The sequence below is a fragment of the Ammoniphilus soli genome, from assembly GCF_040813775.1.
Window position 1 is genome coordinate 18,414 of record NZ_JBEGDL010000040.1, and the last position, 25,788, is coordinate 44,201.

The following is a 25,788-nucleotide window of genomic DNA, read 5'->3' on the forward strand; positions in this document are numbered from 1 at the left end:
TTGTTTTTTTATCGCAGCTTCATTAAGGCATCTGCCACCTTAACTCCCTGACCCTTTTTAAATACCATGGCAGGATTCAGATCAATCTCTTCCATTTCGTCTTGGAATTGATCGATAAAGGTACTAAATTTGGATACCAGCTCACATAAAGCGGTTACATCATAGGCTGTATTTCCTCTGAACTCTTTGAGCATCGCACTCGATTTTAATTCCTCTATCATTTCCTGAGCCATTTCCATAGAGACAGGAGCTTTTCTCATCGCCACATCTTTGAATACTTCGATATAAATCCCGCCTAATCCCACCAGGATCATCTGTCCAAAGACTGGATCCCTTTTGGAACCCACGTACATTTCAAGCGACTTGCCTGTCAGCATTTCTTGAATTAATACCCCTTCAAAGGTCGCGCCTTCGGTATCATCAATAATTTTCTTCAACTGGTGAAAGGCTTCTTCCACCTCTTGCGGATGGTTGACATGCAAGAGGACCAACCCTTTTTCCGTCTTATGCAGAATCTGCGGCGACATCCCTTTTAAGGCGACCGGATAACCGATCCGATTGGCATATTCGACAGCTTCCTCAGCCGTACTTGCCAGTTTTTCTTGGGTAACATGCAACCCGTATTCACCCATGATTCGCTTACTTGTATATTCCGTTAATTCTTTTGAATTCGCATCGACGATTTCTAGGTTGATATCCTTCCTTTCTCGTTGGATATCAGGTTGCTTCCGTTTCCTTGTTTTCTCGAACTTATATAACGCCGATAGCATTTTCACAGCCCGTGTCGGGTCTTCATTGACGACTAACCCGGAATCATGGAATAACTTCTTAGAAGTCGGGTTGTTTAATGTCACGGTAAGGAGAGGAATTTGAGGGAACTTTCCCTTTATTTTTAAGAGTGAGTTAATTTTCTTGCTTAAAGCATCCGTTTTCAATCCGCCGAATCCTAAGAAGACAATAGCTGAATCATACTGTCCACTCTCTAATACCGCCTCCATAAAGTCTTCCAGCAACGTAGGCATATAGGAGACTTGAGCCGTCGTATCCACCGGGTTTTTCACACCGGCTATGGGAAGAATAGCTTTTAACTTTTTTTGAACCTCTTCGGGGGTTTCCGGCAAAACTAAATCATGTTCCATGACTTGGTCTGCCAGCATGATGCCCACCCCACCAGAAACCGTAAATACAGCTACTCGATTGCCCTGGACAGCGGGTAATTGGGAAAAAGCCTGGGCTGCATCGATAAACTCATCAATGGTATTCGCTCTATAAACTCCATATTGGCTAAAAATGGTATCATATACAGCATCAGAGCCAACCATGGAACCGGTATGCGACATCGCTGCTTTCATTCCCACATCGGTTTTGCCTACTTTTAAAACGACAATCGGCTTTTTCTTTTGCTCAGCCAGCTGAAAAGCTTCAATTAACTTCTGCCCATCCTTCGCGCCTTCAATATAGCAGGCGATAACATCCGTTCCCTCGTCTTCGGCCAAATATTTAATGCAGTCTGCGACATCCACATCACTTTCATTTCCTGTAGCCACGAAATGACTAAATCCAATGTGATGCTGTCTAGCCAGTGTAAAAACGTGGGATCCGAACGCACCGCTTTGACTCACAAAACCAATTCGACCACCCTGAATGGGGGCTTCTTCCTCTAGGATGGTTGAGAATGTCGCATACATCCCTTTCCTTACGTTAAATAAACCTAAACAGTTGGGGCCTAAGATTCGGATATTATTTTCCTTAGCAAGCTTCGTCAATTGCTCTTGTTCTTGCTTGCCTTCTTCTCCCAATTCAGAGAACCCTGCACTAAAAATAACGACAGATTTCACTTTTTTCTCTATGCAGGATTGGAAGGTACTCAATACTAATTTTTGAGGTATGGCGATAACGGCCAAGTCGATCTCTTCTTCGACAGCCATAATATTTTCATAGCATTGTAATCCTCGTATCTCTGGATAGTTTGGATTGATTGGGTATATTTTCCCTTTGTAACCATATTTGAATAAATAATCTAATGGTCTTCCGCCAATTTTTTTCGCGTCCGGAGAACACCCGATAATTGCTATACTTTCCGGATCAAATAAGTACTTCAAACTGTTGCTCATACCAATCTCCTTTCTTATCTCTTAACTTTACACATTGCAAGTAGCGTGCCAACATCATAAATCCATCTAAACCTGAGCTTTTACGCCACCTGACATGAAATGTGTTCTAATTTTGAAACGATGTATCGCACAAGTGAAACACCATACTGTCCTTCCTTATTTCCCGATAAAGGAGGCTTTCCTTTTTTCAAGAAAGGCCTGTGTCCCTTCATTTTTATCATGGGATCCAAACAACACGGCCTGCGCCAACTTTTCAATCATGAGCGCCGTATCGATATCTTGATCAAATCCACGATGAATCACTAGTTTAGCCATTCTCACCGCATAGGGGCCCTTAGCTAAAATTTTGTCGGCTTTCCCTTTTACGGCTGGCCACAACTCCTCCATCGGTACGGACATAGACACTAACCCAATTTCTTCCGCTTTCTTTGCAGATAGCAACTCACCGGTCAAAATCATATCCATCGCTCTTCCCTTCCCGACGATCCGGGCCAAACGCTGGGTTCCCCCGGCTCCTGGAATGATGGATAAGTTAAGCTCGGGAAGCCCAAATTTCGCATGATCTGCAGCGATTCGAATATCACAGGCCATAGCCAGCTCACATCCACCACCCAAGGCAAATCCGTTGATGGCTGCAATCGTTGCTTTACTTGAATTTTCAATCCTCCGATAGAGGCCGGACATCCCCGGACTGAGAGCGTCTAGGGGCTGCTTCTCTCTTAATTGTCTTATATCCGCTCCTGCTGCAAAGGACTTTTCCCCAGCCCCCGTAATGACGATAACCCCCACTTCCTCCTCATTCTCCAGGGTATCTAGGGCTTGGCTGATTTCTGACAAGGTTTGGGCATCCAATGCATTTCTAACATCCGGTCGGTTAATCCTGATAACTCCTATTCTCTCAACTTGTTCAACTACTAGATTTTGATACTTCAATGTTGATCCACCCCCAACCATTCTGCAGAGACTTTCACCAGTTGTTTACCAACATTTTGACCAGAAAATAATCCATTAAAAGCCTTAGGTGCATTTTCTAGGCCATTAACTATTGAATGTCTATACGATAGATTTCCTTCTCGAACCCAATCGCCTAACTGTGCTAAACCTTCATCGAAACGATCTGAATATTGCCTTATTCTGAATCCTTGCATTAAGGCTTGATTATAAATCAAATGCTTCTGTAAACGTGGTCCCATACTCGGTGTTTTATTGTTGTATTCTGAAATTTGTCCACACACAATAATCCGGGCATGTGTATTGATTAAATACATCACAGCATCCGAAACTTCTCCCCCGACGTTATCAAAATAGACATCGATACCATCAGGACATACTTGCTTTAAGGATTCGTAAACAGATTCCCTCCTGTAGTTAATGACTGCATCGAAACCTAACTCTTCCTTTAAGTATTGTATTTTTTGTTCTGAACCCGCAATTCCAACCACTCGACACTCTTTAATTTTGGCAATTTGACCTACAACAGTCCCTACAGCACCCGCTGCACCTGATACAACAACCGTCTCTTTAGCCTTCGGCTTCCCAATGTCAAGCAACCCAAAATAGGCTGTCAACCCTGTCATTCCCATAACTCCTAGAGCTGTTTCAATGGGGGCGATTTCAGGATCTACCCGTCGCAGCCCAGTACCATCAGACACATTGTAATCCGCCCACCCTAATTGTCCAGTAACGATACAACCTTTTGGAAATGTAGGGTTTTTCGAGTCGATGACTTTCCCAACAGTGCCACCGGTAACTACATGATTCAATTCAAATGGTTCGGAATGCATCTCAGGCCCGCCCATTCGCCAACGCATATACGGATCCACAGAAAGGTATATCGTTTCAATCAAGACTTCTCCCTGATTGATATCTAATAACGAAGATTCAACCAGTTGAAAATCCGATAATTCAGGTAACCCTATGGGTCGTTTAACTAACAAGATTTGTCTATTTCTTTTTGACATCAACTACACCTCACATAATTAGAGGGATCAGACATCTAATGATCTCTCAACAATTTCAACAATATCTAATGTTTTCACCTGATCTTCCACTTCCTTCGCTTTCGTTCCATCACTTAACATGGTTAAGCAGTAAGGACAGTTGCTTCCAATCAAGGTTGGGCTAAGGCTGAGCGCCTGATCCACTCGTTCGACGTTGATTCGTTTCCCCTGCGTTTCTTCCAGCCACATCCTGCCTCCACCGGCTCCACAGCACATCGCATCTTCTTTATTCCGTTCCATTTCTAAGATTTTCATTCCGGGAATCGACCCCAGAATTTGGCGTGGAATATCATAGATATTGTTATAGCGGCCAAGATAGCAAGAATCGTGATAAGCAATCGCTTCCTCTACTTCCTTCACCGGCTTAATGCGGCCTTCTTGGATCCACTTCCAAATCAGCTCCGTATGGTGATAAACCTCGGCTTCCAAACCGAACTCCGGATATTCATGCTTAAATGTGTTGAATGCATGGGGGTCAGTGGTCACAATTTTCTTCACGCCATAGGCCTGAAAGTTGGCAATATTCTCTTGACATAGCTGCTGGAATAAAAACTCATTTCCCATTCTGCGCGCCGTATCTCCGGAATTACACTCTTCATTACCTAGAATGGCAAATTTAATGCCGGCCAGGTTCATAATTTTAGCAAAGGATTGCACAATCTTCTGACTTCGCTTATCAAAGGATCCCATGGAACCGACCCAAAACAGATATTCGAATTCCTCTGCCTCATCTACGGTCGGAACTTCGATATCCTTGCGCTCCTCACGCCACTTGATGCGCTCCTTGCGGTTAATCCCCCATGGATTGCTCTGCCGCTCAATGTTTTGGAAATAGCGAGTCGCTTCATGAGGCATATTGCCTTCCGTCAAAACCAAATAACGCCTCATATCGATAATTTTGTCCACATGCTCGTTGGCCACCGGACACTGGTCCTCGCAATTCCGGCAGGTCGTGCAAGCCCATATTTCCTCCTCCGTAATCACATCCCCGATCAAGTTCGGCATCTCAACCGTTGCCGCAACTTCACGAGCAGCCGAATCAGCGGTCAACGTTGGGGATAGGGCAGAGGATCCAAAAACAAAGCCGGGCATCCATGGGTCGCGTGAAGTAACCGCCGCTCCTTTTTCCGTCAAATGGTCCCTCATCTTCACCATGAGCTCCATCGGAGATAAGGTCTTGCCGGTTCCTGAAGCCGGACACATGTTGGTGCAACGTCCGCATTCCGCACAAGCATACAGATCAATCAGCTGCTGTTGGGTAAAGTGCTCGATTTTCCCAACCCCGTATTCCTCCGCTTCTTCATCCTCAAAATCAATCTTTTGCAGCTTTCCTACGGGCCCGACTTTCTTGAAAAAGACATTGAATAGCGCGAATAACTCATGCGCTTGCTTCGACTGGGGGACGAAAACCAGGAAGGATAACACCGTCAGCATGTGCACCCACCAAAATACGTAGAATAGGACGGTTCCACCCGTGGTTCCTATGCCGGAGAACATCAACGCAATCACTCCGGAGAAGGGAGCATGGGCAAGATCCGGTTCATGTCCGAGCATCACTGTTTCAAAGCCCAGCGTAAGCAGGATGGACAGGGTTAAAATGCTTAGTGCGATATAGACAAAGGCGGCTTTAGCATCCCGCTTGAGCTGCAATCGCTTCAGTTTCTCCCCATAGCGCCGATAGGCACCATAGAGCACGGCACACAGCATCAGGAAGGTGGTCCACTCCTGCAGAATACTGAAATAAGGGTGATAGTCGCCGAGAGGGAATTCATACCCCTTCATGAATCCCTTTAAGACGAGTTCTATTAGTCCAATTTGAATGATGATAAACCCATAAAACAAAATCAAATGCATAAGACCGCTTTTCTTGTCTTTAAACAGCTTTCGCTGGCCAAACACGTTCACTAACACCGCATTCAATCGTTCTTTCAGGCTCGGCTCAAAAGCAGCTTTCTTGCCGAGCTTCACAAACAAATATCGGCTGTATATGGCCTGGGCAAACATGTATACTGCATATCCTGTCGCAACGAGGAATGCAAGGAAATTAAACAGCGTTAACATCCTGTTGTCCTCCTTTTGTCCGTTCGTTGATGTTTAACAAGAAACCAAGGCATTTTTAAATTCTTCCGTTAATAGAGGAACCACTTCAAACAAATCTCCTACAATTCCATAATCCGCTACTTGGAATATCGGCGCTTCGGGGTCTTTATTGATCGCCACAATAATCTTTGAATTTGACATTCCTGCTAAATGCTGAATGGCGCCGGAGATCCCGCAAGCGATATATAGATCAGGAGTTACCACTTTACCTGTTTGGCCTATTTGCAAGGAATACTCGCAGTAACCGGCATCACAGGCTCCACGGGATGCTCCAACCGCCCCGCCCAACACTTCTGCTAATTCCTGCAGAGGTTGAAATCCATCTTTGCCCTTCACGCCACGGCCGCCGGATATGATAACTTTGGCTTCACTGAGATCGACGCCGCTTGCCGTTTTGCGAACGATTTCTTTAATGATCGTGCGCAAGTCTTTGATGACCGGTTGAAAGGAAACCACTTCCGCTTGCACGGCCTTTTCTTTGGTCTCAAAATTGTTCGCACGAAGGGTAGCGAAGATTTTCCCCTGATCAAAGACCTTCTTTTGAAAGGCTTTACCTGCATAAATCGGTCGGGTGAAGACGATGGTTCCATCCTCCAAGCCTGCGTTTGTGCAATCAGAAATGAGTCCAATTCCTAATCTAGCAGCTACTCTTGGAGCTGCGTCTTTGCCAAGAGCGGTATGTCCCATGAGAAGGATATCCGGTTGAACTTCCTCGATGAGCTGGCAGAGAGCCTGCACATACGCATCAGTAGTATAAGCAGATAGCGCTTCGTCCTCAGAAACATAGACTTTACTTGCTCCATATTGGCTGACTTCCTGAACAAAGCCGGCAGCACCTGTACCAAACAATGCGGTAGCAATCTCTCCTCCATCCGCTAGCTGCCCAGCTACCGTCAACGCTTCAAATGATACATGACGCAGCTTTCCATTCTTGCTTTCTGCAAAAACCAATACTTTTTTACCCATTTATCCCACTCTCCTAATCTTTTAAATTAGACTACCTTTGCTTCATTGCGCAGCAGATGAACCAAATCTCTTACTTGTTGATTGATTTCACCATCGAGAACTCGGCCCCCCTCTTTCTTTGGAGGCAAATATTGCTCGCGGACCGAAGTGCGTGGTGTACATTCTTCATTAGATAAACCCAGATCCCCTACGGTTAATCGAGTCAATGGCTTTTTCTTCGCTTTCATAATCCCAGGAAGAGAAGGATAACGCGGCTCATTCAATCCCTGTTGAGCCGTTGCCAGAAATGGAAGATTCACTTCAATCACTTCCACGTCACCTTCGACATCGCGTTCTATTGTTGCTTTCGTTCCTTCTAGCGAGATGTTTGTAACGGTAGAGACATGAGCGATCCCTAGCGCTTCTGCGACCCGGATGGCAATTTGCCCGGATCCGGAATCTACGGCCATATTCCCACCAAGGATTAAATCATAAGCATTCTCATTAATGGCTGCCGTGATAAAATTCGAAATCGTATATTCATCCGCTTCTTCTTCAAGTTCAATGATGATCCCTTTATCGGCTCCCATGGCTAGCGCTGTTCTTAATGTACTTTCCGCCCGAGTAGGCCCAACGGTCAACACCGTGACCTCCGCTCCCGTATTTTCTTTTATTTTTACAGCCTCTTCGACGGCATACTCATCATAGGGGTTCATGATAAAATTCACGCCATCCTCACTGATCCGCCCATTTTGAATCGTAATTTTTTCTTCTGTATCAAAGGTTTGTTTCATCAATACCAAGATATTCATAACGTGGTTCTCCCTCATTTCATTTAGATTTACTTGTATTCCAGGTGTAATTGTGAAGCGATGATATTCTTTTGAATCTCGGACGTCCCTTCATAGATCTTGGTAATTCTAGCATCCCGATAATAGCGTTCCACTGGGAAATCGGCGATATAGCCAATGCCCCCATGAATCTGTACAGCCTTATCCGCTACCCGGTTATAGATCTCAGAAGCTAGCAGTTTCACCATGGCTGCTTCCTTCAATACCTTTATTTTCTGATCTACCATCCACGCCACACGATACGTCATGCTCCGCAACGTTTCGATGTCCAAAGCCATTTCCGCCAAATAATGCTGGATAATTTGCTGTTCAAAGATCGGCTTATCAAATTGAATTCTCGTATGGGCATGTTGGAGCGACATTTCCAGCAATTTTTCGCACGAGCCTAGATTCCGCGCAGCCAGACCAGCTCGACCGTTCGTAAGAATTTTCAGGGCATTAACATATCCTTGCCCCTCTTCCCCCAACACATTTTCTGCCGGGACTTCACAATCCTCAAAGAATATTTCTGCCGAATGGGAACCTTTAAGGCCCATTTTCTTTTCCTTTTTTCCTACGGTGAACCCTGGGAAGTCTTTTTCCACAAGAAAAGAAGTAATTCCCTTGGCTCCTTTCGAGGGATCCGTGACCGCCATGACGGTAAAGACATCGGCAATCGTAGCATTGGTAATATAGTGCTTGCTGCCATTTAATAGAAACTTATCCCCTTTTCTGACCGCTGTGGTTTTCAGATTGGTCGCATGGGACCCGGCAGTCGGTTCGGTCAGCGCGAACGCGCCAATCATCTCGCCCCTTGCCATATGCGGCAAATATCTCCGCTTTTGTTCCTCATTTCCCATCTCGACAATCCCAACCGAACCGATTCCGGTATGGGCGCCAATCACGGTGGTGTAGCCATTATGCGTTCTGCCCAATTCCTCATAGATCGCACACTTGCCAACCATTCCGATCCCGGTTCCGCCATATTCTTCAGGGATACTTAACCCGAATAATCCCATTTCTTTGGACATCCTCATGATTCTTTCCGGGATATCATCGGTTTCTTCAATCTCCATCGATAGAGGATCCACTTCACTATCAATAAATTCCCGAATACTTTGTTTTAAAAAGGTAATGTCTTCTGACAAATTGAAATCCATTCGATTTACTTTCCTTTCTGTTCCGTACTGTATTCGTAAAATCCTCGACCCGATTTTCTTCCCAATCGTCCAGCTTTCACATATTTCACGAGCAAGGGGGATGGACGATACTTTTCTCCTAATTGGTGATACAAATACTCCATATTACGCAATCGGCTGTCTAATCCAACTAGATCTGCCAATTCCAGCGGACCCATCGGATGATTCAATCCCAGCTTGAGTGCTTTGTCGATATCTTCAGCAGATGCTACGCCTTCCATCAGCATGTTCATGGCCTCATTACCAATGAGACAATTCATGCGACTGGTGACAAACCCAGGAAATTCATTTACTTCCACGGTTTCTTTCCCCATCTTTTGCGCTACTTGCTTAACCACTTCGACCGTTTCGTTTGATGTATCCAATCCTCGGATCACCTCGACTAATTTCATGCGGTGAACCGGGTTAAAGAAATGCATCGCGACACATTGTTCAGGCCTTCTCGTGGCTGCCGCAATTTCGGTTGGACTCATGGTGGAGGTATTGGTCGCTAAGATGGTATGCGCTGGCGCCCACTCGTCTAGTTGCTTAAAAATGCTAATTTTCAATTCCATAATTTCTAATGCCGCTTCAATGACCAAATCTGTATCACGAACCGCCTCTTGCAGGTGAATGGTATACGATAGATTTCTTTTTGCCTCATCTCGCTGTTTCGATGGAAGATATCCCTTTTCCACGTTTTTATCCAATTGGGTTTCGATATAGTCTCTTGCCCGCCCAATCGCTTCTTCCGCAATGTCCTGCAAGGTGACTTTAAACCCGGCTATTGCAGCGGCATAGGCAATTCCCCGTCCCATCGTTCCGCCGCCTATCACCGCGATCTGATGAATCATGTTAAATAACCCCCTTCTCTTTTAAAACGTCCATGTCACTCGTCGTATAGCCCAGCTTGGCTAATACTTCGTTTGTATTCTCGCCCAATAGGGGCGGCGCCTTCCGAACGGAACCCGGCGTATCGGATAATTTAATCGGGATCCCTAGCATTTTCAGCATCCCAATCGTCGGATGCTCTACTTCCTGAATCATGTCGCGCGCTTGAACCTGAGGATGGGACAAGACCTGGGTCAGGTCATGAATCGGTCCGCTGGGTACGCCTGCACGATTTAAGGTTTCGATAATTTCCTTGGATTCCTTGCTCTTCGTGTAATCCGTGAGAAGCCCCACGAGTTCTTCGCGATTCGCTACCCGGTTTACATTTACAGCAAATTTCGGATGATCCTTTAACTCATGCAATCCCAGCGCATCGCACATTTTTCTCCACAATCCTTCGTTTGGTACCGCAATCGTCACATACCCATCCTTTGTCTCAAAGACTTGGTACGGAACGAGGGAAGGATGGGCCGATCCAAAACGCTCTGGAGCTTTACCTGTAGCAAATACATTCTGAGCCAAAAAATTAGATAACGATACGACCGTTTCAAATAAAGAGGCTTCTACATATTGGCCCCTCCCTGTCTTTTCCCGAGCCAATAAGGCCAGAACCACGCCAAGTGCTGCATAGAGCCCCGTTGATAAATCGACTATCGAAAAGCCGACCTTCACAGGAGGACGATCTGGTTCTCCGGTTACACTTATCAATCCGCCAAAGCCTTGCATCAGCAAATCATAGGCAGGCTCATCTTTCATCGGACCCGTCCGGCCAAATCCGCTGACCGCACAATACACTAGTCGGGGATTGATTTCCTTCAGTACGTCATAGCCTAATCCAAATTTCTCCATTGTGCCGTTCCTGAAGTTTTCGATGACAACATCCGATTCGGCCACAAGCCGTTTGACAATTTGTTGCCCCTCTTCGGATTTGAGGTTCAACGTCATGGCTTTTTTATTCTTATTCAAGCTCATAAAATAACAAGATTCACCGTTTACCGCAGGTGGCGTAAAGCTCCGGGTTTCATCTCCGAGTTCCGGCTGCTCCACCTTTAAGACTTCTGCACCCATATCTGCCAATTGCATACTGCAAAAAGGCCCTGCAAGCGTTCTCGACAATTCTAAAACTTTGATGCCCTCAAGTGGACCTGCCATAAAAACTCCTCCTTTTTCAACAGAACGCGGTATTATGCGTTGCAATTTTCGATGATCGTTGAAATTCCCTGTCCTCCACCGATGCACAACGTAACCAATCCGAATCTTTCTCCTCTTCGTTCCATTTCATGAAGAAGTTTCGTCATCAGGATCGCACCTGTTGCTCCAAGAGGGTGTCCAAGAGCAATCGCCCCTCCATTGACATTGACTCTTTCCAAATCCATGTTGAATTCTTTGATCACCGCTAAGGCTTGAGCCGCGAAGGCTTCATTCAATTCGATCAACCCGATTTGATCCAAGGACAGCCCTGCAATAGATAACGCTTTTTTAGTGGCTTGAATCGGACCAATCCCCATGATTTCTGGAGAAATCCCAGAAACAGCCTGCGCGATGATTCTTGCTTTCGGTTTCATTCCGCGCCTTTGCGCCGCTTCCTCTGACATGACTAAAACGGCGGAGGCTCCATCGTTTCGCCCACTGCTGTTCCCTGCCGTAACGGTTCCACCGTCTTTAAATACCGGCTTTAACGTACTTAGCTTTTCGAGGCTGGTTAAACGCGGATGCTCATCTTGGTTAAAGATCTTCACTCCGTTGCGGGATTTGATTACATAAGGCACGATTTCTTGTTCAAAACGACCTTCCTGGATAGCTTGGTTGGCCAGTTCTTGACTGCGAAGGGCGAATTCATCTTGTTCTTCCCGGGAGATCCCATATTGTTCAGCTAAATTTTCTGCTGTAAAACCCATCGTGAGGTTTCCATAAACCTCGATCGGCTGGGAACGAGGCTGGCTTTCTGTATTGGGATCTAAAAGAAGACCATTCCCTGCTCCTAGTCCATAACGCGCATCTCGGATATAATAAGGAGCCGTACTCATCGACTCAGCCCCTCCGGCCACAATGACCTCGGCCAAACCACACATAATCTGTTGAGCCGCATTATGAATGGCTTGTAATCCTGATCCGCATTGCCTATGTACGGTATACCCCGGAACTTCAACCGGAAGACCCGCTCTTAGTAAAGCTAAACGAGCTAAATTGGGAGCATCTGTGCTCTGTTTCGTTTGTCCCAGGATCACTTCATCGATATCCTTCTTCTCTATGGCTGTTCGAGTCACAATTTCCTCGATGACTTTCGCAGCAAGAAAATCCACGGGTACATTCTGAACGCTTCCCCCTATTCTCCCTATTGCCGTACGAACGGAATCAACAATCACAGCATTCCTCACTTTATACTCCTCCTTCAATCTAGCTAGATAGCATTTCATGTATTTTTAGAGATCTTAAACAAATAATAGGAACTTTCATTTCCTGCTTAACTATCATTAACTACAAACTATACAGAGCAAGATTCATGCCAACGACTAACGCCCATTAAAAGGTGGAAGGTGAATAGAAGTGTCTCACATTTGAGATGGTGAGTTTAACGTTTGAAACACGGCGTGCAGATTAATGAAAAAAACCTATCATACGAGATGATAGGTTTAATCCAGTCTTCGTTTTCATCGATCTTGTACAGCAAAGGTCGCCCTGCCTGTTGCTAATAGTCGTCCCTCTTCATCTTTGACATCTCCGGTCCCAACCATCAGAAGTCTTCCTTTGTTAACTAATTGCCCTTCCGCAATCAGTTTCCCTTTTTTAGCTGGCCGCAAAAAATTTACATTCATTTCTGCTGTGACGGCCATCTTTCCCTGATCCAACACCGTTCGGATGGCTGAAGCAATAACGGAATCGATGAGAACAGCAAGCACACCTCCATGCACAAAATCGCCAGATTGCAGCAATTTATCGTCTACAGACACAGATAATTTGGCATACCCTTCACGGATATCTTCGATTTGAATCCCGATTAACTCTCTGAACCGATTATTTCTCATTAATTGCTCTTCGAGCTGCAACAATTCATGGTTCATAGGAAAACTCCTTTCTAGGTTAAATGAAAATGAGTAAGTCATAAGGAAGGATTCTTTGTATCAACCTGTACTTTCTTTTGATTTCTTAGCCTCTTAATAATTACCCAGCTTATAATGGCCACAATAATGCATATCAAAGCAATGGAAAAGGGCCGCGTGTAGAAGATATCGTAGTTCCCAGCAGAGATAATCAAACTCCTGCGGAAACTTTCTTCAATGATCGGTCCCAACACATAGGCCAGAATGAATGCCGCTATGGAATACTTCAGTTTTATAAAGAGGTAGCTAACCACCCCGATCAGCAACGCTAGGCACAAATCAAAATGTAAACTTCTTGTTAAAAACACTCCAATAATTGAAAGAGCGAATACAATCGGAACTAAAATCGGATTCGAAACCGTCATGGCTCTGGAAAATAAGGATGTGACATATCTTCCAATCACAAACATGAAGATGGTGGTGAACAAAAATCCGTAAATGACTCCATAAACCAGATCGGCTTGCGTTTTAAAGAGAGTTGGACCTGGTTGAAGACCGTGAATAATAAACGCTCCACTAATAATAGCAATCGTGGGTGAACCTGGGATCCCCAGAGATAGCAAGGGGATAAGCGCACCACCGACAGCTGCGTTATTCGCCGCTTCAGGCGCGGCAATCCCTTCCGGATTCCCTTTCCCAAACGTTGACTTTGTTTTAGACCATACTTGCGCAAGACTATACGAAAACCATGCTGCGGGTCCTGCTCCCATCCCAGGAAAGATTCCCACGAAGGCCCCTGTAACTGAACCGATGCCAATCGGCTTCATGACACTTCGAATTTCTCTGAATGTCAATTTTGTTTTTAATCCGCTTGAGTCGGTAACATATTTTTTCTTTAAATCGTTGTTGACCATAAAGAAAAGCTCAGTAAAGGCAAACATGCCCACTAACAAGGCAATTAAACCGAGCCCTTCCAACAACTCAATGTACCCAAGGGTAAAGCGGGGACCCCCCGTAAAGTCGTCCATTCCGATGGTTGCAGCCATTAAACCGAGTACAGCGGAAATTAAGCTCTTCATAAAGTTTTCCGAGCTTAAAGCGCTGACTGCAAGAAGCCCTAATAGTCCAATCCAAAAATATTCAGGCTCTGAAATAAGCAGCGCTAATTTCACCAAAAATGATGAAAGAAAAATGACCATAAAAGCTCCAAACAAGCCACCGATGAAGGAAGAGTATAGCGAGTAGGCGAGCGCTTTCCCAGGCGAGTTTTGCTTTGCCATCGCGTGCCCGTCCAAAGCGGTAACCAAAGCGGCAGGGGTCCCGGGAACGCCCAGAACCACTGCTGAAATGGAACCGCCATATTCGCAAGCTTGATAAGTGGCCAACAGCAAAAGTATGGAGGCTAACGGATCCATGAGATATGTCAGAGGGAGCAACAGTACAACCGCTAGCGTCGCTCCCATGCCCGGAATCGCTCCGATCAGCATGCCGACCATAGTGCCGATGACTAATGCAAACAGATTTGACCAAGTCAACAAGATCGAAACGTCAAACGGAAAAATATCCATGCGCCTCACCCTCCTTGTTATGAAATGGGTAAATTTAAGACCACATCAAAAATGATAAAAATGCTAACTGTAATCATGAGGGAGTGGAAAGCATTTTTAAATAAAAATTGCTTTTTCAACCTTTCCGAATAGGTCGAATACAAAATAAAGATGAAAAAAAACAAATGGATGTAGAAGTAGCCCATGAAAGACCAACTTAAGATAAATAAAGCGATGACCCCAATGGTGGTTAAGATGAGTTTTCCATTGGGGAATTCTATCTTTTCTTCTTCTTTCTTTCTCCATGTTTGGATCAGGCTAATGATCGTTAAAATGATCAGAATGATCCCTAACAAGTACGGGTAAAATCCCGGTCCGATTTTCGTCGAGGTGCCTACGCCTAAATCAATGGATGAGCGCAAATATAAACTCCCGACTACTAAAATGAGTATCGCTGCCATACTGTTTAGTATTTTTGAATTCATTCTTCTCCTCCCCAGAAGAAAGAGTGTGTCACCTTTACTGTATCATCCCAATATTTTTCATAATTTCCCCATTGATTTTATACCTTTCCTCGATGATCTTAGTAAATTCTTCTGGACCGTTATAAAAAGGCAGAGATTGACCATCCGTTAATTTTTTAATGACCTCAGGATCTTCTAAAGCCTTTTTAAATGCGTCATGAATCACTTGGAATTCATGTTCAGGCAATCCCGGTGGTGCAAGCAACCCAATCCATGAATCAGTCCCGGCATCTAAGCCTAACTCTTTGAGGGTAGGCGCATCAATTCCTTCCGTTCTTTTCGTACCGATGTTAAAGAGAACGGTCATCAACTCTGGATCCACTTGAGACGCTGCAACGATACTTCCGTCAACATCTCCCGCAAGCAATGCTTGTACGGTAGGACCAGTGCCATTATACGGAACTACGATCATATCTAATCCAGCCTTATAGTTAGCTTCTTCGATTGCCAAATGACCTATGGAACCAATGCCGCCATGTCCAAAGCGGAATTTCCCCGGGTTGTCTTTAACATATTGCAGCCATTCTTCGGCAGTCTTCCACGGCGCATCTTTCTTTACAACAAATAATTGTGATCCCCCTGTTAAAGTCATGATTTCCGTGAAACTGTCCCACTTGTAATCCAACTTATCCGTATGTGTTTTAATGGCAAGACCTGTTTCTAGCGAAACCGCAAGGGTATATCCATCCGGCTTTGAATTATACAAGTAAGTTAAACCCACTGTAGAGGATCCTCCCGGCCTGTTTTCAACGATCACTTTCGCATTGTTCGGAAGGTTTTTGCTAATCGCATCGGCTAGAATTCGAGAGACTCTATCCGTACCGCCACCCGGTTCATAGGGAGCAATGAGCGTAATATTCTTTTCAGGGAAAGACGCGGAACTTTGTTCAGACGATGACCCGGAAGTCGTTTGGTTGGATGAATTTTTTCCCGAACAGCCGACGAGTACGAGTAACAATGTGATTAACCATAATGAAACGACCTTCTTTTTCATTAGCAAAGACTCCTTGGTATCCAAATGTATTTTTCTAAAACAGTGTATTTCTCGATTCCGCTGAAAAAGGGATCAGCTCTTCCGTACGGCCGTCGCGAACTTTGGATGCCCACTCGGGATCGTTCATCAGGGCGCGACCTACGGCCACGAGGTCGAATTCGCCGCGTTCCAGACGTTCGATCAATCCGTCCAGATGGGCGGTATTCGCGCTTGCCCCTTCCGTGAGCAGTTTCGTGAATTCGCCGTCGAGGCCGACGGAACCAACCGTAATCGTCGGTTTACCGGTCAGCTTTTTCGTCCATCCCGCAAGGTTCAGCTCGGAGCCTTCGAACTCCGGCTCCCAGAAACGGCGGGTCGAGCAGTGGAAGACGTCGACTCCGGCATCAGCTAGCGGGGCCAGGAACCGGGCAAGCTCATCCGGTGTTTTCGCCAGTTTTGCCGTATAATCCGCCACGTCTGGTCCGGGAATACCGTTCGGGGAGAAGCCTCGAGTCATCGGTGCCATCACGATGCGACCGCTTAGTTTCAAATTCCCCTTGTGGAATGGCTCGAATAACGCTTTCGCCGAAATCGCGTTTTGGGAGCTGCTGTTCTTTGACATGTTAAAATCCTCCTCTACATCAGGGATTATTCTGGAAGGATGACTCCTTGCTCTTTTAGCAGACCTGTAAAATAATCCATCATTTCTTGACCTGGATACCCTTTTTCATTAGCCTTTTGCATCCATGCTTCCATCATTTGTTTTGCAGGGGCTTTAAACGCTTTTAATTCCTCTTCAGAAGGGATAATCACTTCTCCTCCTTTAGCCTTAACCATTTCCGTAAAGGAAGCAATGGCATCATTCGAACTTTGCGAATAGAGTTTGGTAATCATACTGCCGTAGGCCGGTCCGAATTTCTCCAAGAACATGTTGCGAACATCCTCTGGTAAATCATCTAAAAAGTCTGTATTCATCATAAACAGTAAAGTACCCGTTCCTATATTTAGTTTCGTCATATAGGGAGCCACCTCATCAAGCTTATAAGCATTAGCACCGACTGCAGTGTAATTGACTCCATCAACGACCCCTTTTTCGATGGATTCATATAATTCTGTATTATTTAGAGAAACCGGAGCTGACCCTAAACCTTTTAATAACTCGATTCTTTCGACCGAACCGTTATCCGCAATTTTTACATTCTTGATATCCTCTGATGTACGAATCGGTTTTTTGCTGTACAGCTGGAAGGCGTCTGTGGATGAAACGGACATAAACGTTCCTTCTTCAAAGGTGTTTTTCATATACTTATTTGCAAATTTCGTTAATACATTTTCCGCAACGGCTGGACTTTCAATGAGAAATGGCAGATCTCCAATGGTCAGTGGGAAAAGGTCTGTATCTACATGCCTTCCCGGAGATACTAGCCCCGCTTCATACAAACCGGATTTGATATCCTCATAAGCGGTAGACAACTGGCCTAATGCTGCACTCGGATGAACATTGACCTGAACCACACCTTTTGTTTCTTTCTCTACCATTTCCGCCCAAGGTTCAGCCACCTGTTTGGTAAAAGGATGAACAGGACCAGCCGAGACATTCAGATTTAATTCATAGACTTTGCCGGGGTCGCCTTTTCCTTTCGTAGAACTTTCTGCAGAAGATTCATTTGAAGTACTTTCACTTGAAGAGCAACCAGCTAACAGCAGAACAGACAATAGAACCAGCATAAGCATCTTACCTTTCATCCTAATACCCCCTAGTAGTTTGTAAGCGTTTATACTTTATTTAAAACAAAGTTTTACTTCCAACAAAATAGGGTATAACCTTTCAGCAAACCGCTCCATTGACTTACGATTGATCAAAAATAAAAGTCTCCATAATGAAACATCTACGTCTTACTATTGAATCGTAATTTTTTTCACCCTCCCTTTATCTAAACTGTATGTCCCCCTCCTATTTACCCCACTGACGTACGAACGGAATCAACCATAGCAACATTTCTCACTTGATACACCTCCTCAGACCAAAGTATTTTAAAGAGATGTCAATCATAGGAGCAAGGACTACAACTATACTTCAAGCAAGATTCATACCAATTTCTACCTCCAATCAAATGAAAGATGAATAAAGCAAAAAACTCCCTTTATATCCATTCATGGCGCTCGTAAGTACCAACAAACTTTTATAAAGGAAGTTTTTCAGATGTCCGTTCCCCGGTTTTTACTGTCTGTTTTGTCTGCGGAATACCCGATTGTAAATTTTCACAACATCCTCTTTATAGACCTTGCGAGGATTTGCCGGGATGGTTCCGTCAGCCATCGCATCATTGGCTAGACGGTCAATCGCTTCATCCGTCACTTCCATTCCCAAATAACTGAAATCGCTAGGAATATCTACGGAAGCGATAAAAGATTTCAGTAAACCGACAAGTTCTCCTGCAGCCATTTGGTCAGTTTTTAATACGAGCTCTGGCTGGAAGATTCTTGCGATTTCCGCATACTTTTTGATATTCGAGATCAGGTTGTATTCGATGACATAAGGCAATAGGATCGCGTTGGCCACTCCATGCGGAACATGATAGACGGCCGACATCGGATGAGAACAGGAGTGTACAAGGCCGAGGCCCGCCAGACTAAAGGCCATCCCCGCCATCGTACTGGCCAATTGAATCTGTGCACGGGCTTCCAGGTTGTCCGGATGCGCATAGCTAGCCGGTAGATTTTCTTTAATCATTCGGATGGCCTGCAACGCTAGCCCGTCCGATATGGGCATAGCCCGAACCGATGTATAAGACTCTATCGCATGAACTAAAGCGTCAAGTGCTGTTGCCGAAACATGATGCTTTGGTAGAGTTATCGTCAACAAAGGGTCCATGAAGGCTATTTTAGGAACTAGATTAGGTGATGCAACGACATACTTCCGGCCGACCGTAGGATCCGTTACCACGGCCGCGGCGGTTACTTCCGATCCTGTCCCTACGGTTGTCGGAATCGCAAATAATAACGGTATCGGATGCGCAACCGCCTTTTCACCCCGGCGGTAATCCAGGATGTGCCCGGGATGGCTAACCACCACCCCGACCGCTTTGGCGAAATCCATCGAACTTCCACCGCCGATGGCCAAGATCATGTCGCAAGAGCTCTGCGTATAAAAAGCAGCTCCCCGCATCACGGTTTCAACTTGCGGATTGGGTTCCACCTCGGAAAAGACAACGCTATCGATTTCATTTTTCGTTAATATAGCTGTAATCGTATCGATTAACCCGGTTTGTACAAGTCCGGCATCGGTGGCAATAAACACTCTGCTTTTGTTTGCGAGTCGAATTTCGTGAGCAAGCTCGTTTTTAACGATATCCAAACCGAACCGCACATTGGTTGGTAGGCAAGAATTGAAGTTCCGATTCTGCAGCATGACGATCACTCCTTATCCATTTTCAATTAAGGGGTAACAATATTGACTAAAGGATTAAATGAATCTAATAGAGATAAAAATTCATTCCATTGATCGGGGTCCCCGGAGATTTCAAGCTTTTTAGCAGCCATGGCTTGCTCTGGAGTAAGACGACCATTTCCCATTCCATAAAAAGTGGATTTATCAGCATGTAAGGAGATATCTGGGTTAACAGCTAACTTATTCACCTTGTGTGACAATACTGAATTTTCCAAATAAATTACGAAGTTTTCATTTGTATCCGTTAGCGTCACATTGATTGTCATTTGTTTACCATCGGCTTTTGGACCATTTAGTTTAACGGCTAACAATTTTAAGAAATCATCCACGGTAACTTTACTGAAAACCGCAGAACTATCATAAAGAGGAACCTCTTTATTCACACCATTCCTTAGTTCCGTTGCGCCCGCTAGATATATATTCCGCCAATTTGCCGATTCAGCCTGATAGCCTAATTGTTCAAACGTGTCTGCTAGTAAACTTTTGGCTTCCCTATTGTCTGGGTCCGCCATGACGACATTTTTCAATACTTGAGCCACCCAACGATACTCCCCGTTTTCATAATCCGTTTTTGCTTGTTGAATGACATGAGCGGCTCCACCCATATATTGAACATATTTCTTACCCGCTTCCACTTGCGGCAGTGGATCTAAATCGGAGGGATGGGCACTGTAATAGCCTAAATAAAAATTGTAAATCCCCTTCACATTGTGCTTTAAGGTTCCATAGTACCCTCGATTCCCCCAATATTGATTTAATGGTTCCGGCAGTTCGATCGTTTCGGCTATTTCATCCATGGTATATCCATGATTGGCGAGACGAACCGTTTGATCATGCATATATTTGTATAAATCCCGTTGCAATTTCAGATGCTTGATTGCATTTTCCTTCCCCCATACAGGTGCAGCATGCGCCATGACTAATGCATCCATGTCTTTACCTGCGACCAAATCGATTGTCTTATCAATGGCACCCGCCCACTGTAAAGCATCCCGCGTTTTGGCTCCTCTTACCGTATAAATTTGATGCATGGTTTTATTTACATTTTCTGACGTAAATAATATTTTATAATCTTCAATATTGAAATGCATTTCAGCTGGCGCTTCGGTATCTGGGGTTAATAGGAATTGAAAGGTTAAACCGTCTATCTCCATGGTTTGGATTTCGTTTTCGATTTCCACATTCGGCAGCTCAAAGGTCGTGATGCCATTCGTCTGAATGGGACCAATACCTACACATACCGTCCCCCTTGGACCGCCAGAAAGAACATGACCAAATTGATACTGTCCACGTCGTTTCATAATGGAACCTAAAAGCACATTTTCACTGATGGCTTCTTTTGTATAATGCTGTGGAACGATAATGGGGATATTCGGATTTTCCGCATATTCCAGTACCGCTTGAATCCCACCAAAATGATCCACATGACTTTGACTAATGATGATGGCAGTAACCGGTTTTTTAGGCCGATGCTGATAATATAATTCCATCGCTGCTTTAGCCGCTTCGATGCTTTTTAAGGTATCGCAGACAATCACTCCATTTTTCCCTTCGATGATCACCGTGGTGGATATGGATAATCCTCGAATTTGGTACACCCCATCGACTACTTTAAATAAACCAGCAATCGATTGTAATTGGGAATTCCTCCACAAGCTCGGGTTAACCGTTTCTGGTGCAGGACCTTGAAGGAATTCTACCATTTCCATATCCCAGAGAACTTCGTCTGAATCGTGTTTATAAATTTTGAAATCTAGTGGCGCAATATGCCCTCTATGTGCATCTTCAAAATCCTGCCGATCTTCAAAATTTAGGGATTCGTAAACTTCCTCATTTGCTTTTTTTGTATAAGAGGTAGCGGGTAGCGATGGATTTAATTTGGAATCGATCATTTGGTTAACCTCCAGAACATGATTTCGTTGCATCGGATTTTAATTTTTACTATTTTAATCGTATAGTTAATGTATAATAAAGTAAATTTAGAGTTTTTTAATTATAATTAAGTTTTCGTGATACAACACTATATTTTGTATATTCCGATAACTATAAGGAGAAAACATGCACATAGAAAAATTAGAATATCTCGTAGAAGTGGCAAAAACGGGGTCGATTTCCATTGCCTCACAGAATCTGCATGTCAGTCAATCTGGCATCAGCCAGTCCATAACCAAACTAGAAGAGGAATTAGGAGTCCAAATTTTTAAGCGCTCACGCAATGGAGCCGTGCCTACTGAGGAAGGAAAAAGACTCATCGCAAAAGCTTATGAAGTATTGATCAAATGGCAAGAATTTATGGAAGAGTCTCAGTCTCATAAGACGAAGCTTACAGGAGATTTAAAGATATCTACGATCCCTGGCATTACCCCATTAATCCAAACGTTATCTGTGTATAAAAGTAAATATCCATCCGTAAATATTGAAATTACTGAAAGTCCCGTACAGCATATTATTCAGGATGTTGCGAATCACAAAATAGACATCGGAATTATACCCATCAACAGCGACTTAATCGACTCAAGAGATGATATCGAGTATGAGGTATTATTCCATGGAAAAATTAACGTCATTGCCAATAAAAATTCTCCATTAGCTTTTACTAGCACGATCACGCCACAACAATTGCAGAATCAAACTTTAGTTCTCCATAACGGGGAGTTGATCAAATGGTTCACTCAGCGTTTTGCCGAGAAATTTGGGTCTATGAAAGTTTTACTTTCTTCCAATAGTCAAGAATTGATCGTACAAGCGGTAAAAGATGGCCTGGCCATTGCCCTTGCTTATGATTTTCCATGGAGAAAGAACCCTTATGTTTTAGCCGGTGAAGATAAAATTGTATCGTTAGAAATTATCAACTATGAACCTGCTTTTGTATCCTTTGGCTGGATCCGTTCCACCAAAAGAAATTTAACATTAAATGCTAAAGAGTATATCCAATGTCTCAAAACAAAAATTTAAAATAACAATGAAAAAATCTCCCTCTACCATTTAAGAACTAACGAGCCAACTTCAATTTAAATATCTATCTATAGATAAACAAAGGGAAGAACACTATTTGTCCTTCCCTTTGTTTAAAATGAAATTCAGCTCATCATGCACTAGAGACAGATCCTCCTCCGGTATCACCGTCTGCAGACGATGGCTGTCCCAATAAACATGAGGGGTTTCAATGCTTTTCAAATGATTCAGGTCGAAAGATTTCAAGTTCCACAGCAAATCTTTGATCTGGTCCTTTGTCAAATCGGTTTGAATATGCTCTGCCATAGTATCCATTATTTCAAAAATTCCTGTAGCCCCCGACCAGCCCGCTAATTTTTGGGCAATCGCTTTAATCGCTTCTTGTTGTCTGCGATTCCTGTCAAAATCGCTGGAGTAATAGTCAACTCCCCGATCGTCATGCCGGTGGCGGATCCAATCCAAGGCATTCTTTCCATCCAATTGCTGTATGCCGGCTTGCAGATTAATATGTGTATTATCTGTCGGATCGTTGTAAACCAGATCTCTTTCCACTTGGACGGTGATTCCGCCTACTTCATCTACAATCTCCACAAAACTATTGAAATCTACTACTATGTAATGGTCAATGGGGATCATGAAAAGGCGGCCAACCGTTCTTTTTGCCAAGGTAGGACCATCCGTATCGGAAGTATGTTCTGATCTCTCTGCTTCCCTTCTTAACTGATCTCCCACATTAAATACGCTGTTCACTTTGAGCTCCCGGCTAACTTCAGGTACCATGACTTTGGTATCCCGAGGAATCGAAACCATCGAGACCTCTTTTTCCGCAGGATCAATGGCGGCTACCATCATGACATCGGTAAGATTCGTTCCCGTCTCCGATCGGGAGTCCCTGCCCATGATCAGAACCGAAAAGGGTTTTGTCTCTTCCAGTTTCTCCATGCCTTGTTTTGACTCGTGGGAAAAAGATGTTCTTTCCGTTGGATAATCAGGCTTTAAAAAGATATGATCTATTGCTTTTTCGAACCGCCAAGCTGCATATCCGAGGGTGCTCGTGCCAATGATGAAGGAAATAAGAGTAAATTTAAAAATGATCCTGCGGATTCTCTTTTTGTTTCTCCTTCTCTTTTGTACTCTTCTTCTTTCTTCTCTTACCTCTATAGGCGGGTGATTTGTATTTCTCGATAGGTAATCCAATTCTAGAAAAATTCCTTTCATATATTCATGGGGTAGTTATTTCGCGAAAACATGGTTACCAATGGAGGCCGTTACTGTTCTAGAACGCATCCATTGACTCGTTGATATATCGGGATTATAAAATAGCGTAGCTCCCCGACTAGGGTCATTCCCCTTTAAGGCCTCTTGTACAGCCTTGATTGTGCCCGAACTTGGTGATACGCGGTAAATCAGTTTGCTTGAAACAGGTGAAAATTGGTAATAATTAACGCCGTTTTTATTTGTAACCTGGAAAATAACATCCTTAATCGTTTTAGGCCAACCCGGACTTTTGACACGATTCAGTACAGTGGCCGCTACCGCTACCTTTCCCTCATGGCTTTCTCCCCCTGCTTCCGCTTCGGTTATTCGATAAAGCCAATATAAATCGCTGTCTTCTGCCGCATCGGATGATCTTGATGAATGTGTTGGATATTGAATGGTCACCTGGGATAGCTTCGGATTATAGGATACTTTCATGCCAAGTTTCTGAGCTGCATAACGAAGCGGGACATAGGTTTTGCCATTTCGGTTTACCGTCGGTACAGCAAGATAGTCCCGCTGCCATCCGTCCGTTTCTTTGACAAAAAATTCGGCATAGCTTTTACCCGATGGGAGAGCAAGCAGCATCCCATTTCGCTTCAAATCAACTGATTTAGATCGATCATTCCAGTTAACCGCTACGCCGGTACGTTCAAAAAACCTGGAATGTACCATAGTACGGCTTTTTTGGATAAAACTCTCCGTTTTTACTGGGACTCCATTAATTACAATGGTAGATTGAGCTGAATTGGCAGCCTGTGTCATACTTGGAACAAAAAAGATGGAGAACACAAAGGATAATAAGAGGAAAGTAGATCTTTTCTTCATGGTAGCCTCCTTTCTTCCTCTAATAATTTTTTTTAAAACAAACTGCACTATGTATTGGTCTATGGAAGATGCGGAAGAAGTATCTCCATACAGCTTGCAAGGGATTAATAGAATTGATTTTTTCATAGATGCATCATTTTTATATCCCTTCATTTTTTAAGTAGAATAGGAAAGTGATAAGTGTATTTCCCGCAAACACCTTCATGATATCAAAGAATTATGACCATTCTATTAACATTTTTTAAAAACTTTGACCTTGTCTATTGCCAAAAAAAAAACGAAGACTAGTCCTATTTGGAAAGCGGAGGATATCATAAGATACCAGTGGAAGAAAACGTGGACTTCATGAATTTCATAGAGGTGTACCCGGGTGGAGAAAGAGAAAACAGTAATCCACGTCAAATAAATGCCGTCCCTACATGAAACGGCATTTCATCGCATGTTTTATTGAATAAATGTATATCTTGGTTCTTTACCTGTCGGGCGAGGTGGAATAATCTCATGAAGTGTTTCCGTAGCATTTGGAATGTATTGATTTCCTAATTCTGAGGGTTGTCTAGGATCGCTAGGATGAAGTCTTTTTTCTTCAATGCTTAAGTCCTTTAATACTTTTGGGTCATCGATTTGATGATCTACGTCTTTATTGATCACCACTAGACGTTTTACCGCTTGAGGATTTGATTTCGAATGAACAGGTTTATCAACGGATTCTGTTTGTGAACATCCCGCCAGAAGAAAAACCGACAATAAAGTCCCATACCAGACTCTCATTCTAGCACCTCCTGCTTTTTAGACGTATATTTAATTGTTTTACCTGGGCGATGCATATAATCAAGGTACGAGTGTAGCACGGCAGGCACGGTTAAGTTCCAGAAGGGAAAGGCAATGACCACTTTATCAGCAGCTATAAACTGTTCTAGGTACTTTGTGACAATATCATGTACATTCTTTTCCTCTGGCGTGAGCTTCATTCCCTGATAGGTTTTAAAATTTCCACTAATCATGACATGACTTAAATAAGGCAGTGGTTCTTTATATAAATCCAGTTCAATAATGATATCTCTCGGATGTGATACCTGATCAAACTACAGGGTCAGCTCTCCGCTTGTTTGATTGTTCTTGTTGTTTTGCCAAACTGGAAATAGTAAAGCAGC

At 43.9% G+C, this 25,788-nt stretch carries 21 protein-coding genes and 2 pseudogenes; 1 reads left to right on the plus strand and 22 read right to left on the minus strand.

From position 1 onward, the window contains the following. Nucleotides 1–8: 8 nt before the first annotated feature. From ABLT31_RS33200 to ABLT31_RS33285, 18 genes and pseudogenes are all read right to left on the minus strand, one after another. A complete protein-coding gene (locus ABLT31_RS33200; RefSeq protein ID WP_367759797.1) occupies nt 9–2,114 on the minus strand; it encodes an acetate--CoA ligase family protein in 2,106 nt (701 codons plus the stop codon). 156 nt (nt 2,115–2,270) lie between these two features. Then, the gene (locus ABLT31_RS33205) at nt 2,271–3,047 is read right to left on the minus strand and encodes an enoyl-CoA hydratase/isomerase family protein (protein WP_367759799.1); all 777 of its coding nucleotides are present in this window, start codon (nt 3,045–3,047) and stop codon (nt 2,271–2,273) included. Beyond that, entirely contained in the window at nt 3,044–4,075 is a 1,032-nt protein-coding gene (locus tag ABLT31_RS33210; RefSeq protein WP_367759801.1) for an NADP-dependent oxidoreductase, read from the minus strand. Before ABLT31_RS33210 ends, ABLT31_RS33205 begins: the two co-directional genes overlap by 4 nt. A 27-nt stretch (nt 4,076–4,102) precedes the next feature. Next, nucleotides 4,103–6,175 (minus strand): (Fe-S)-binding protein, encoded by a 2,073-nt coding sequence (locus ABLT31_RS33215; protein WP_367759803.1) that lies wholly within the window; start codon nt 6,173–6,175, stop codon nt 4,103–4,105. 33 nt (nt 6,176–6,208) lie between these two features. Further along, a complete protein-coding gene (locus tag ABLT31_RS33220) occupies nt 6,209–7,180 on the minus strand; it encodes an electron transfer flavoprotein subunit alpha/FixB family protein (RefSeq protein ID WP_367759804.1) in 972 nt (323 codons plus the stop codon). Nucleotides 7,181–7,206: 26 nt separating this feature from the next. Then, complete coding sequence (locus ABLT31_RS33225; protein ID WP_367759806.1) at nt 7,207–7,971, minus strand: electron transfer flavoprotein subunit beta/FixA family protein; 765 nt, start codon at nt 7,969–7,971, stop codon at nt 7,207–7,209. 29 nt (nt 7,972–8,000) lie between these two features. After that, complete coding sequence (locus ABLT31_RS33230; RefSeq protein WP_367759808.1) at nt 8,001–9,149, minus strand: acyl-CoA dehydrogenase family protein; 1,149 nt, start codon at nt 9,147–9,149, stop codon at nt 8,001–8,003. A 5-nt stretch (nt 9,150–9,154) separates the two neighbouring features. Further along, nucleotides 9,155–10,021 carry a 3-hydroxyacyl-CoA dehydrogenase gene (locus tag ABLT31_RS33235; protein WP_462976568.1) on the minus strand — a complete coding sequence of 289 codons (867 nt, stop codon included), beginning with the start codon at nt 10,019–10,021 and terminating at the stop codon, nt 9,155–9,157. 1 nt (nt 10,022) lies between these two features. Next, nucleotides 10,023–11,210, minus strand: a complete 1,188-nt coding sequence (locus ABLT31_RS33240; protein WP_367759810.1) for a CaiB/BaiF CoA transferase family protein — start codon at nt 11,208–11,210, stop codon at nt 10,023–10,025. A gap of 32 nt (nt 11,211–11,242) precedes the next feature. Further along, nucleotides 11,243–12,436, minus strand: a complete 1,194-nt coding sequence (locus tag ABLT31_RS33245; RefSeq protein WP_367759812.1) for a thiolase family protein — start codon at nt 12,434–12,436, stop codon at nt 11,243–11,245. Between the two features lie 273 nt (nt 12,437–12,709). After that, complete coding sequence (locus tag ABLT31_RS33250) at nt 12,710–13,120, minus strand: PaaI family thioesterase (protein ID WP_367759815.1); 411 nt, start codon at nt 13,118–13,120, stop codon at nt 12,710–12,712. A gap of 38 nt (nt 13,121–13,158) precedes the next feature. Next, the gene (locus ABLT31_RS33255) at nt 13,159–14,667 is read right to left on the minus strand and encodes a tripartite tricarboxylate transporter permease (protein ID WP_367759817.1); all 1,509 of its coding nucleotides are present in this window, start codon (nt 14,665–14,667) and stop codon (nt 13,159–13,161) included. 17 nt (nt 14,668–14,684) lie between these two features. Continuing rightward, a complete protein-coding gene (locus tag ABLT31_RS33260; RefSeq protein ID WP_367759819.1) occupies nt 14,685–15,131 on the minus strand; it encodes a tripartite tricarboxylate transporter TctB family protein in 447 nt (148 codons plus the stop codon). Between the two features lie 34 nt (nt 15,132–15,165). Further along, nucleotides 15,166–16,164 carry a Bug family tripartite tricarboxylate transporter substrate binding protein gene (locus ABLT31_RS33265; protein ID WP_367759821.1) on the minus strand — a complete coding sequence of 333 codons (999 nt, stop codon included), beginning with the start codon at nt 16,162–16,164 and terminating at the stop codon, nt 15,166–15,168. A 34-nt stretch (nt 16,165–16,198) separates the two neighbouring features. Further along, nucleotides 16,199–16,612, minus strand: a pseudogene (locus ABLT31_RS33270) (beta/alpha barrel domain-containing protein); the annotation flags it as partial. Nucleotides 16,613–16,791: 179 nt separating this feature from the next. Further along, a complete protein-coding gene (gene dctP / locus ABLT31_RS33275) occupies nt 16,792–17,889 on the minus strand; it encodes a TRAP transporter substrate-binding protein DctP (protein ID WP_367759826.1) in 1,098 nt (365 codons plus the stop codon). Nucleotides 17,890–18,364: 475 nt separating this feature from the next. Then, nucleotides 18,365–19,555 carry an iron-containing alcohol dehydrogenase family protein gene (locus ABLT31_RS33280; RefSeq protein WP_367759828.1) on the minus strand — a complete coding sequence of 397 codons (1,191 nt, stop codon included), beginning with the start codon at nt 19,553–19,555 and terminating at the stop codon, nt 18,365–18,367. A gap of 26 nt (nt 19,556–19,581) precedes the next feature. Next, nucleotides 19,582–21,486: an alkyl/aryl-sulfatase gene (locus tag ABLT31_RS33285; RefSeq protein WP_367759830.1), complete on the minus strand. Its 1,905-nt coding sequence runs from the start codon at nt 21,484–21,486 to the stop codon at nt 19,582–19,584. A gap of 166 nt (nt 21,487–21,652) precedes the next feature. On the opposite strand from ABLT31_RS33285, the gene ABLT31_RS33290 reads away from it, so the two are divergent. Next, on the plus strand, nt 21,653–22,549 hold the full coding sequence (locus ABLT31_RS33290) for a LysR family transcriptional regulator (RefSeq protein WP_367759832.1): 897 nt from the start codon (nt 21,653–21,655) through the stop codon (nt 22,547–22,549). A 93-nt stretch (nt 22,550–22,642) separates the two neighbouring features. On the opposite strand, the gene ABLT31_RS33295 is transcribed toward ABLT31_RS33290, so the two are convergent. From ABLT31_RS33295 to ABLT31_RS33310, 4 genes and pseudogenes are all read right to left on the minus strand, one after another. After that, nucleotides 22,643–23,767 (minus strand): LCP family protein, encoded by a 1,125-nt coding sequence (locus ABLT31_RS33295; protein WP_367759834.1) that lies wholly within the window; start codon nt 23,765–23,767, stop codon nt 22,643–22,645. 15 nt (nt 23,768–23,782) lie between these two features. Then, entirely contained in the window at nt 23,783–24,634 is an 852-nt protein-coding gene (locus ABLT31_RS33300) for a cell wall hydrolase (protein ID WP_367759836.1), read from the minus strand. Between the two features lie 444 nt (nt 24,635–25,078). Further along, entirely contained in the window at nt 25,079–25,405 is a 327-nt protein-coding gene (locus ABLT31_RS33305) for a putative periplasmic lipoprotein (protein WP_367759838.1), read from the minus strand. Nucleotides 25,406–25,428: 23 nt separating this feature from the next. Then, nucleotides 25,429–25,707 (minus strand): annotated as a pseudogene (locus ABLT31_RS33310) (NAD(P)H-dependent oxidoreductase); the annotation flags it as partial. Nucleotides 25,708–25,788: the final 81 nt, after the last annotated feature.

What these genes read in the sequence shown, in the direction of transcription:
- ABLT31_RS33240 (WP_367759810.1), bottom strand. Translation starts at nt 11,210, where the DNA reads ATGGCAGGTCCACTTGAGGGCATCAAAGTTTTAGAATTGTCGAGAACG.
- ABLT31_RS33290 (WP_367759832.1), top strand. Translation starts at nt 21,653, where the DNA reads ATGCACATAGAAAAATTAGAATATCTCGTAGAAGTGGCAAAAACGGGG.
- ABLT31_RS33300 (WP_367759836.1), bottom strand. Translation starts at nt 24,634, where the DNA reads ATGAAGAAAAGATCTACTTTCCTCTTATTATCCTTTGTGTTCTCCATC.
- ABLT31_RS33215 (WP_367759803.1), bottom strand. Translation starts at nt 6,175, where the DNA reads ATGTTAACGCTGTTTAATTTCCTTGCATTCCTCGTTGCGACAGGATAT.
- ABLT31_RS33225 (WP_367759806.1), bottom strand. Translation starts at nt 7,971, where the DNA reads ATGAATATCTTGGTATTGATGAAACAAACCTTTGATACAGAAGAAAAA.
- ABLT31_RS33220 (WP_367759804.1), bottom strand. Translation starts at nt 7,180, where the DNA reads ATGGGTAAAAAAGTATTGGTTTTTGCAGAAAGCAAGAATGGAAAGCTG.
- ABLT31_RS33260 (WP_367759819.1), bottom strand. Translation starts at nt 15,131, where the DNA reads ATGAATTCAAAAATACTAAACAGTATGGCAGCGATACTCATTTTAGTA.
- ABLT31_RS33255 (WP_367759817.1), bottom strand. Translation starts at nt 14,667, where the DNA reads ATGGATATTTTTCCGTTTGACGTTTCGATCTTGTTGACTTGGTCAAAT.
- ABLT31_RS33305 (WP_367759838.1), bottom strand. Translation starts at nt 25,405, where the DNA reads ATGAGAGTCTGGTATGGGACTTTATTGTCGGTTTTTCTTCTGGCGGGA.
- ABLT31_RS33200 (WP_367759797.1), bottom strand. Translation starts at nt 2,114, where the DNA reads ATGAGCAACAGTTTGAAGTACTTATTTGATCCGGAAAGTATAGCAATT.
- ABLT31_RS33285 (WP_367759830.1), bottom strand. Translation starts at nt 21,486, where the DNA reads ATGATCGATTCCAAATTAAATCCATCGCTACCCGCTACCTCTTATACA.
- dctP (WP_367759826.1), bottom strand. Translation starts at nt 17,889, where the DNA reads ATGAAAGGTAAGATGCTTATGCTGGTTCTATTGTCTGTTCTGCTGTTA.
- ABLT31_RS33210 (WP_367759801.1), bottom strand. Translation starts at nt 4,075, where the DNA reads ATGTCAAAAAGAAATAGACAAATCTTGTTAGTTAAACGACCCATAGGG.
- ABLT31_RS33250 (WP_367759815.1), bottom strand. Translation starts at nt 13,120, where the DNA reads ATGAACCATGAATTGTTGCAGCTCGAAGAGCAATTAATGAGAAATAAT.
- ABLT31_RS33235 (WP_462976568.1), bottom strand. Translation starts at nt 10,021, where the DNA reads ATGATTCATCAGATCGCGGTGATAGGCGGCGGAACGATGGGACGGGGA.
- ABLT31_RS33230 (WP_367759808.1), bottom strand. Translation starts at nt 9,149, where the DNA reads ATGGATTTCAATTTGTCAGAAGACATTACCTTTTTAAAACAAAGTATT.
- ABLT31_RS33265 (WP_367759821.1), bottom strand. Translation starts at nt 16,164, where the DNA reads ATGAAAAAGAAGGTCGTTTCATTATGGTTAATCACATTGTTACTCGTA.
- ABLT31_RS33295 (WP_367759834.1), bottom strand. Translation starts at nt 23,767, where the DNA reads ATGAAAGGAATTTTTCTAGAATTGGATTACCTATCGAGAAATACAAAT.
- ABLT31_RS33280 (WP_367759828.1), bottom strand. Translation starts at nt 19,555, where the DNA reads ATGCTGCAGAATCGGAACTTCAATTCTTGCCTACCAACCAATGTGCGG.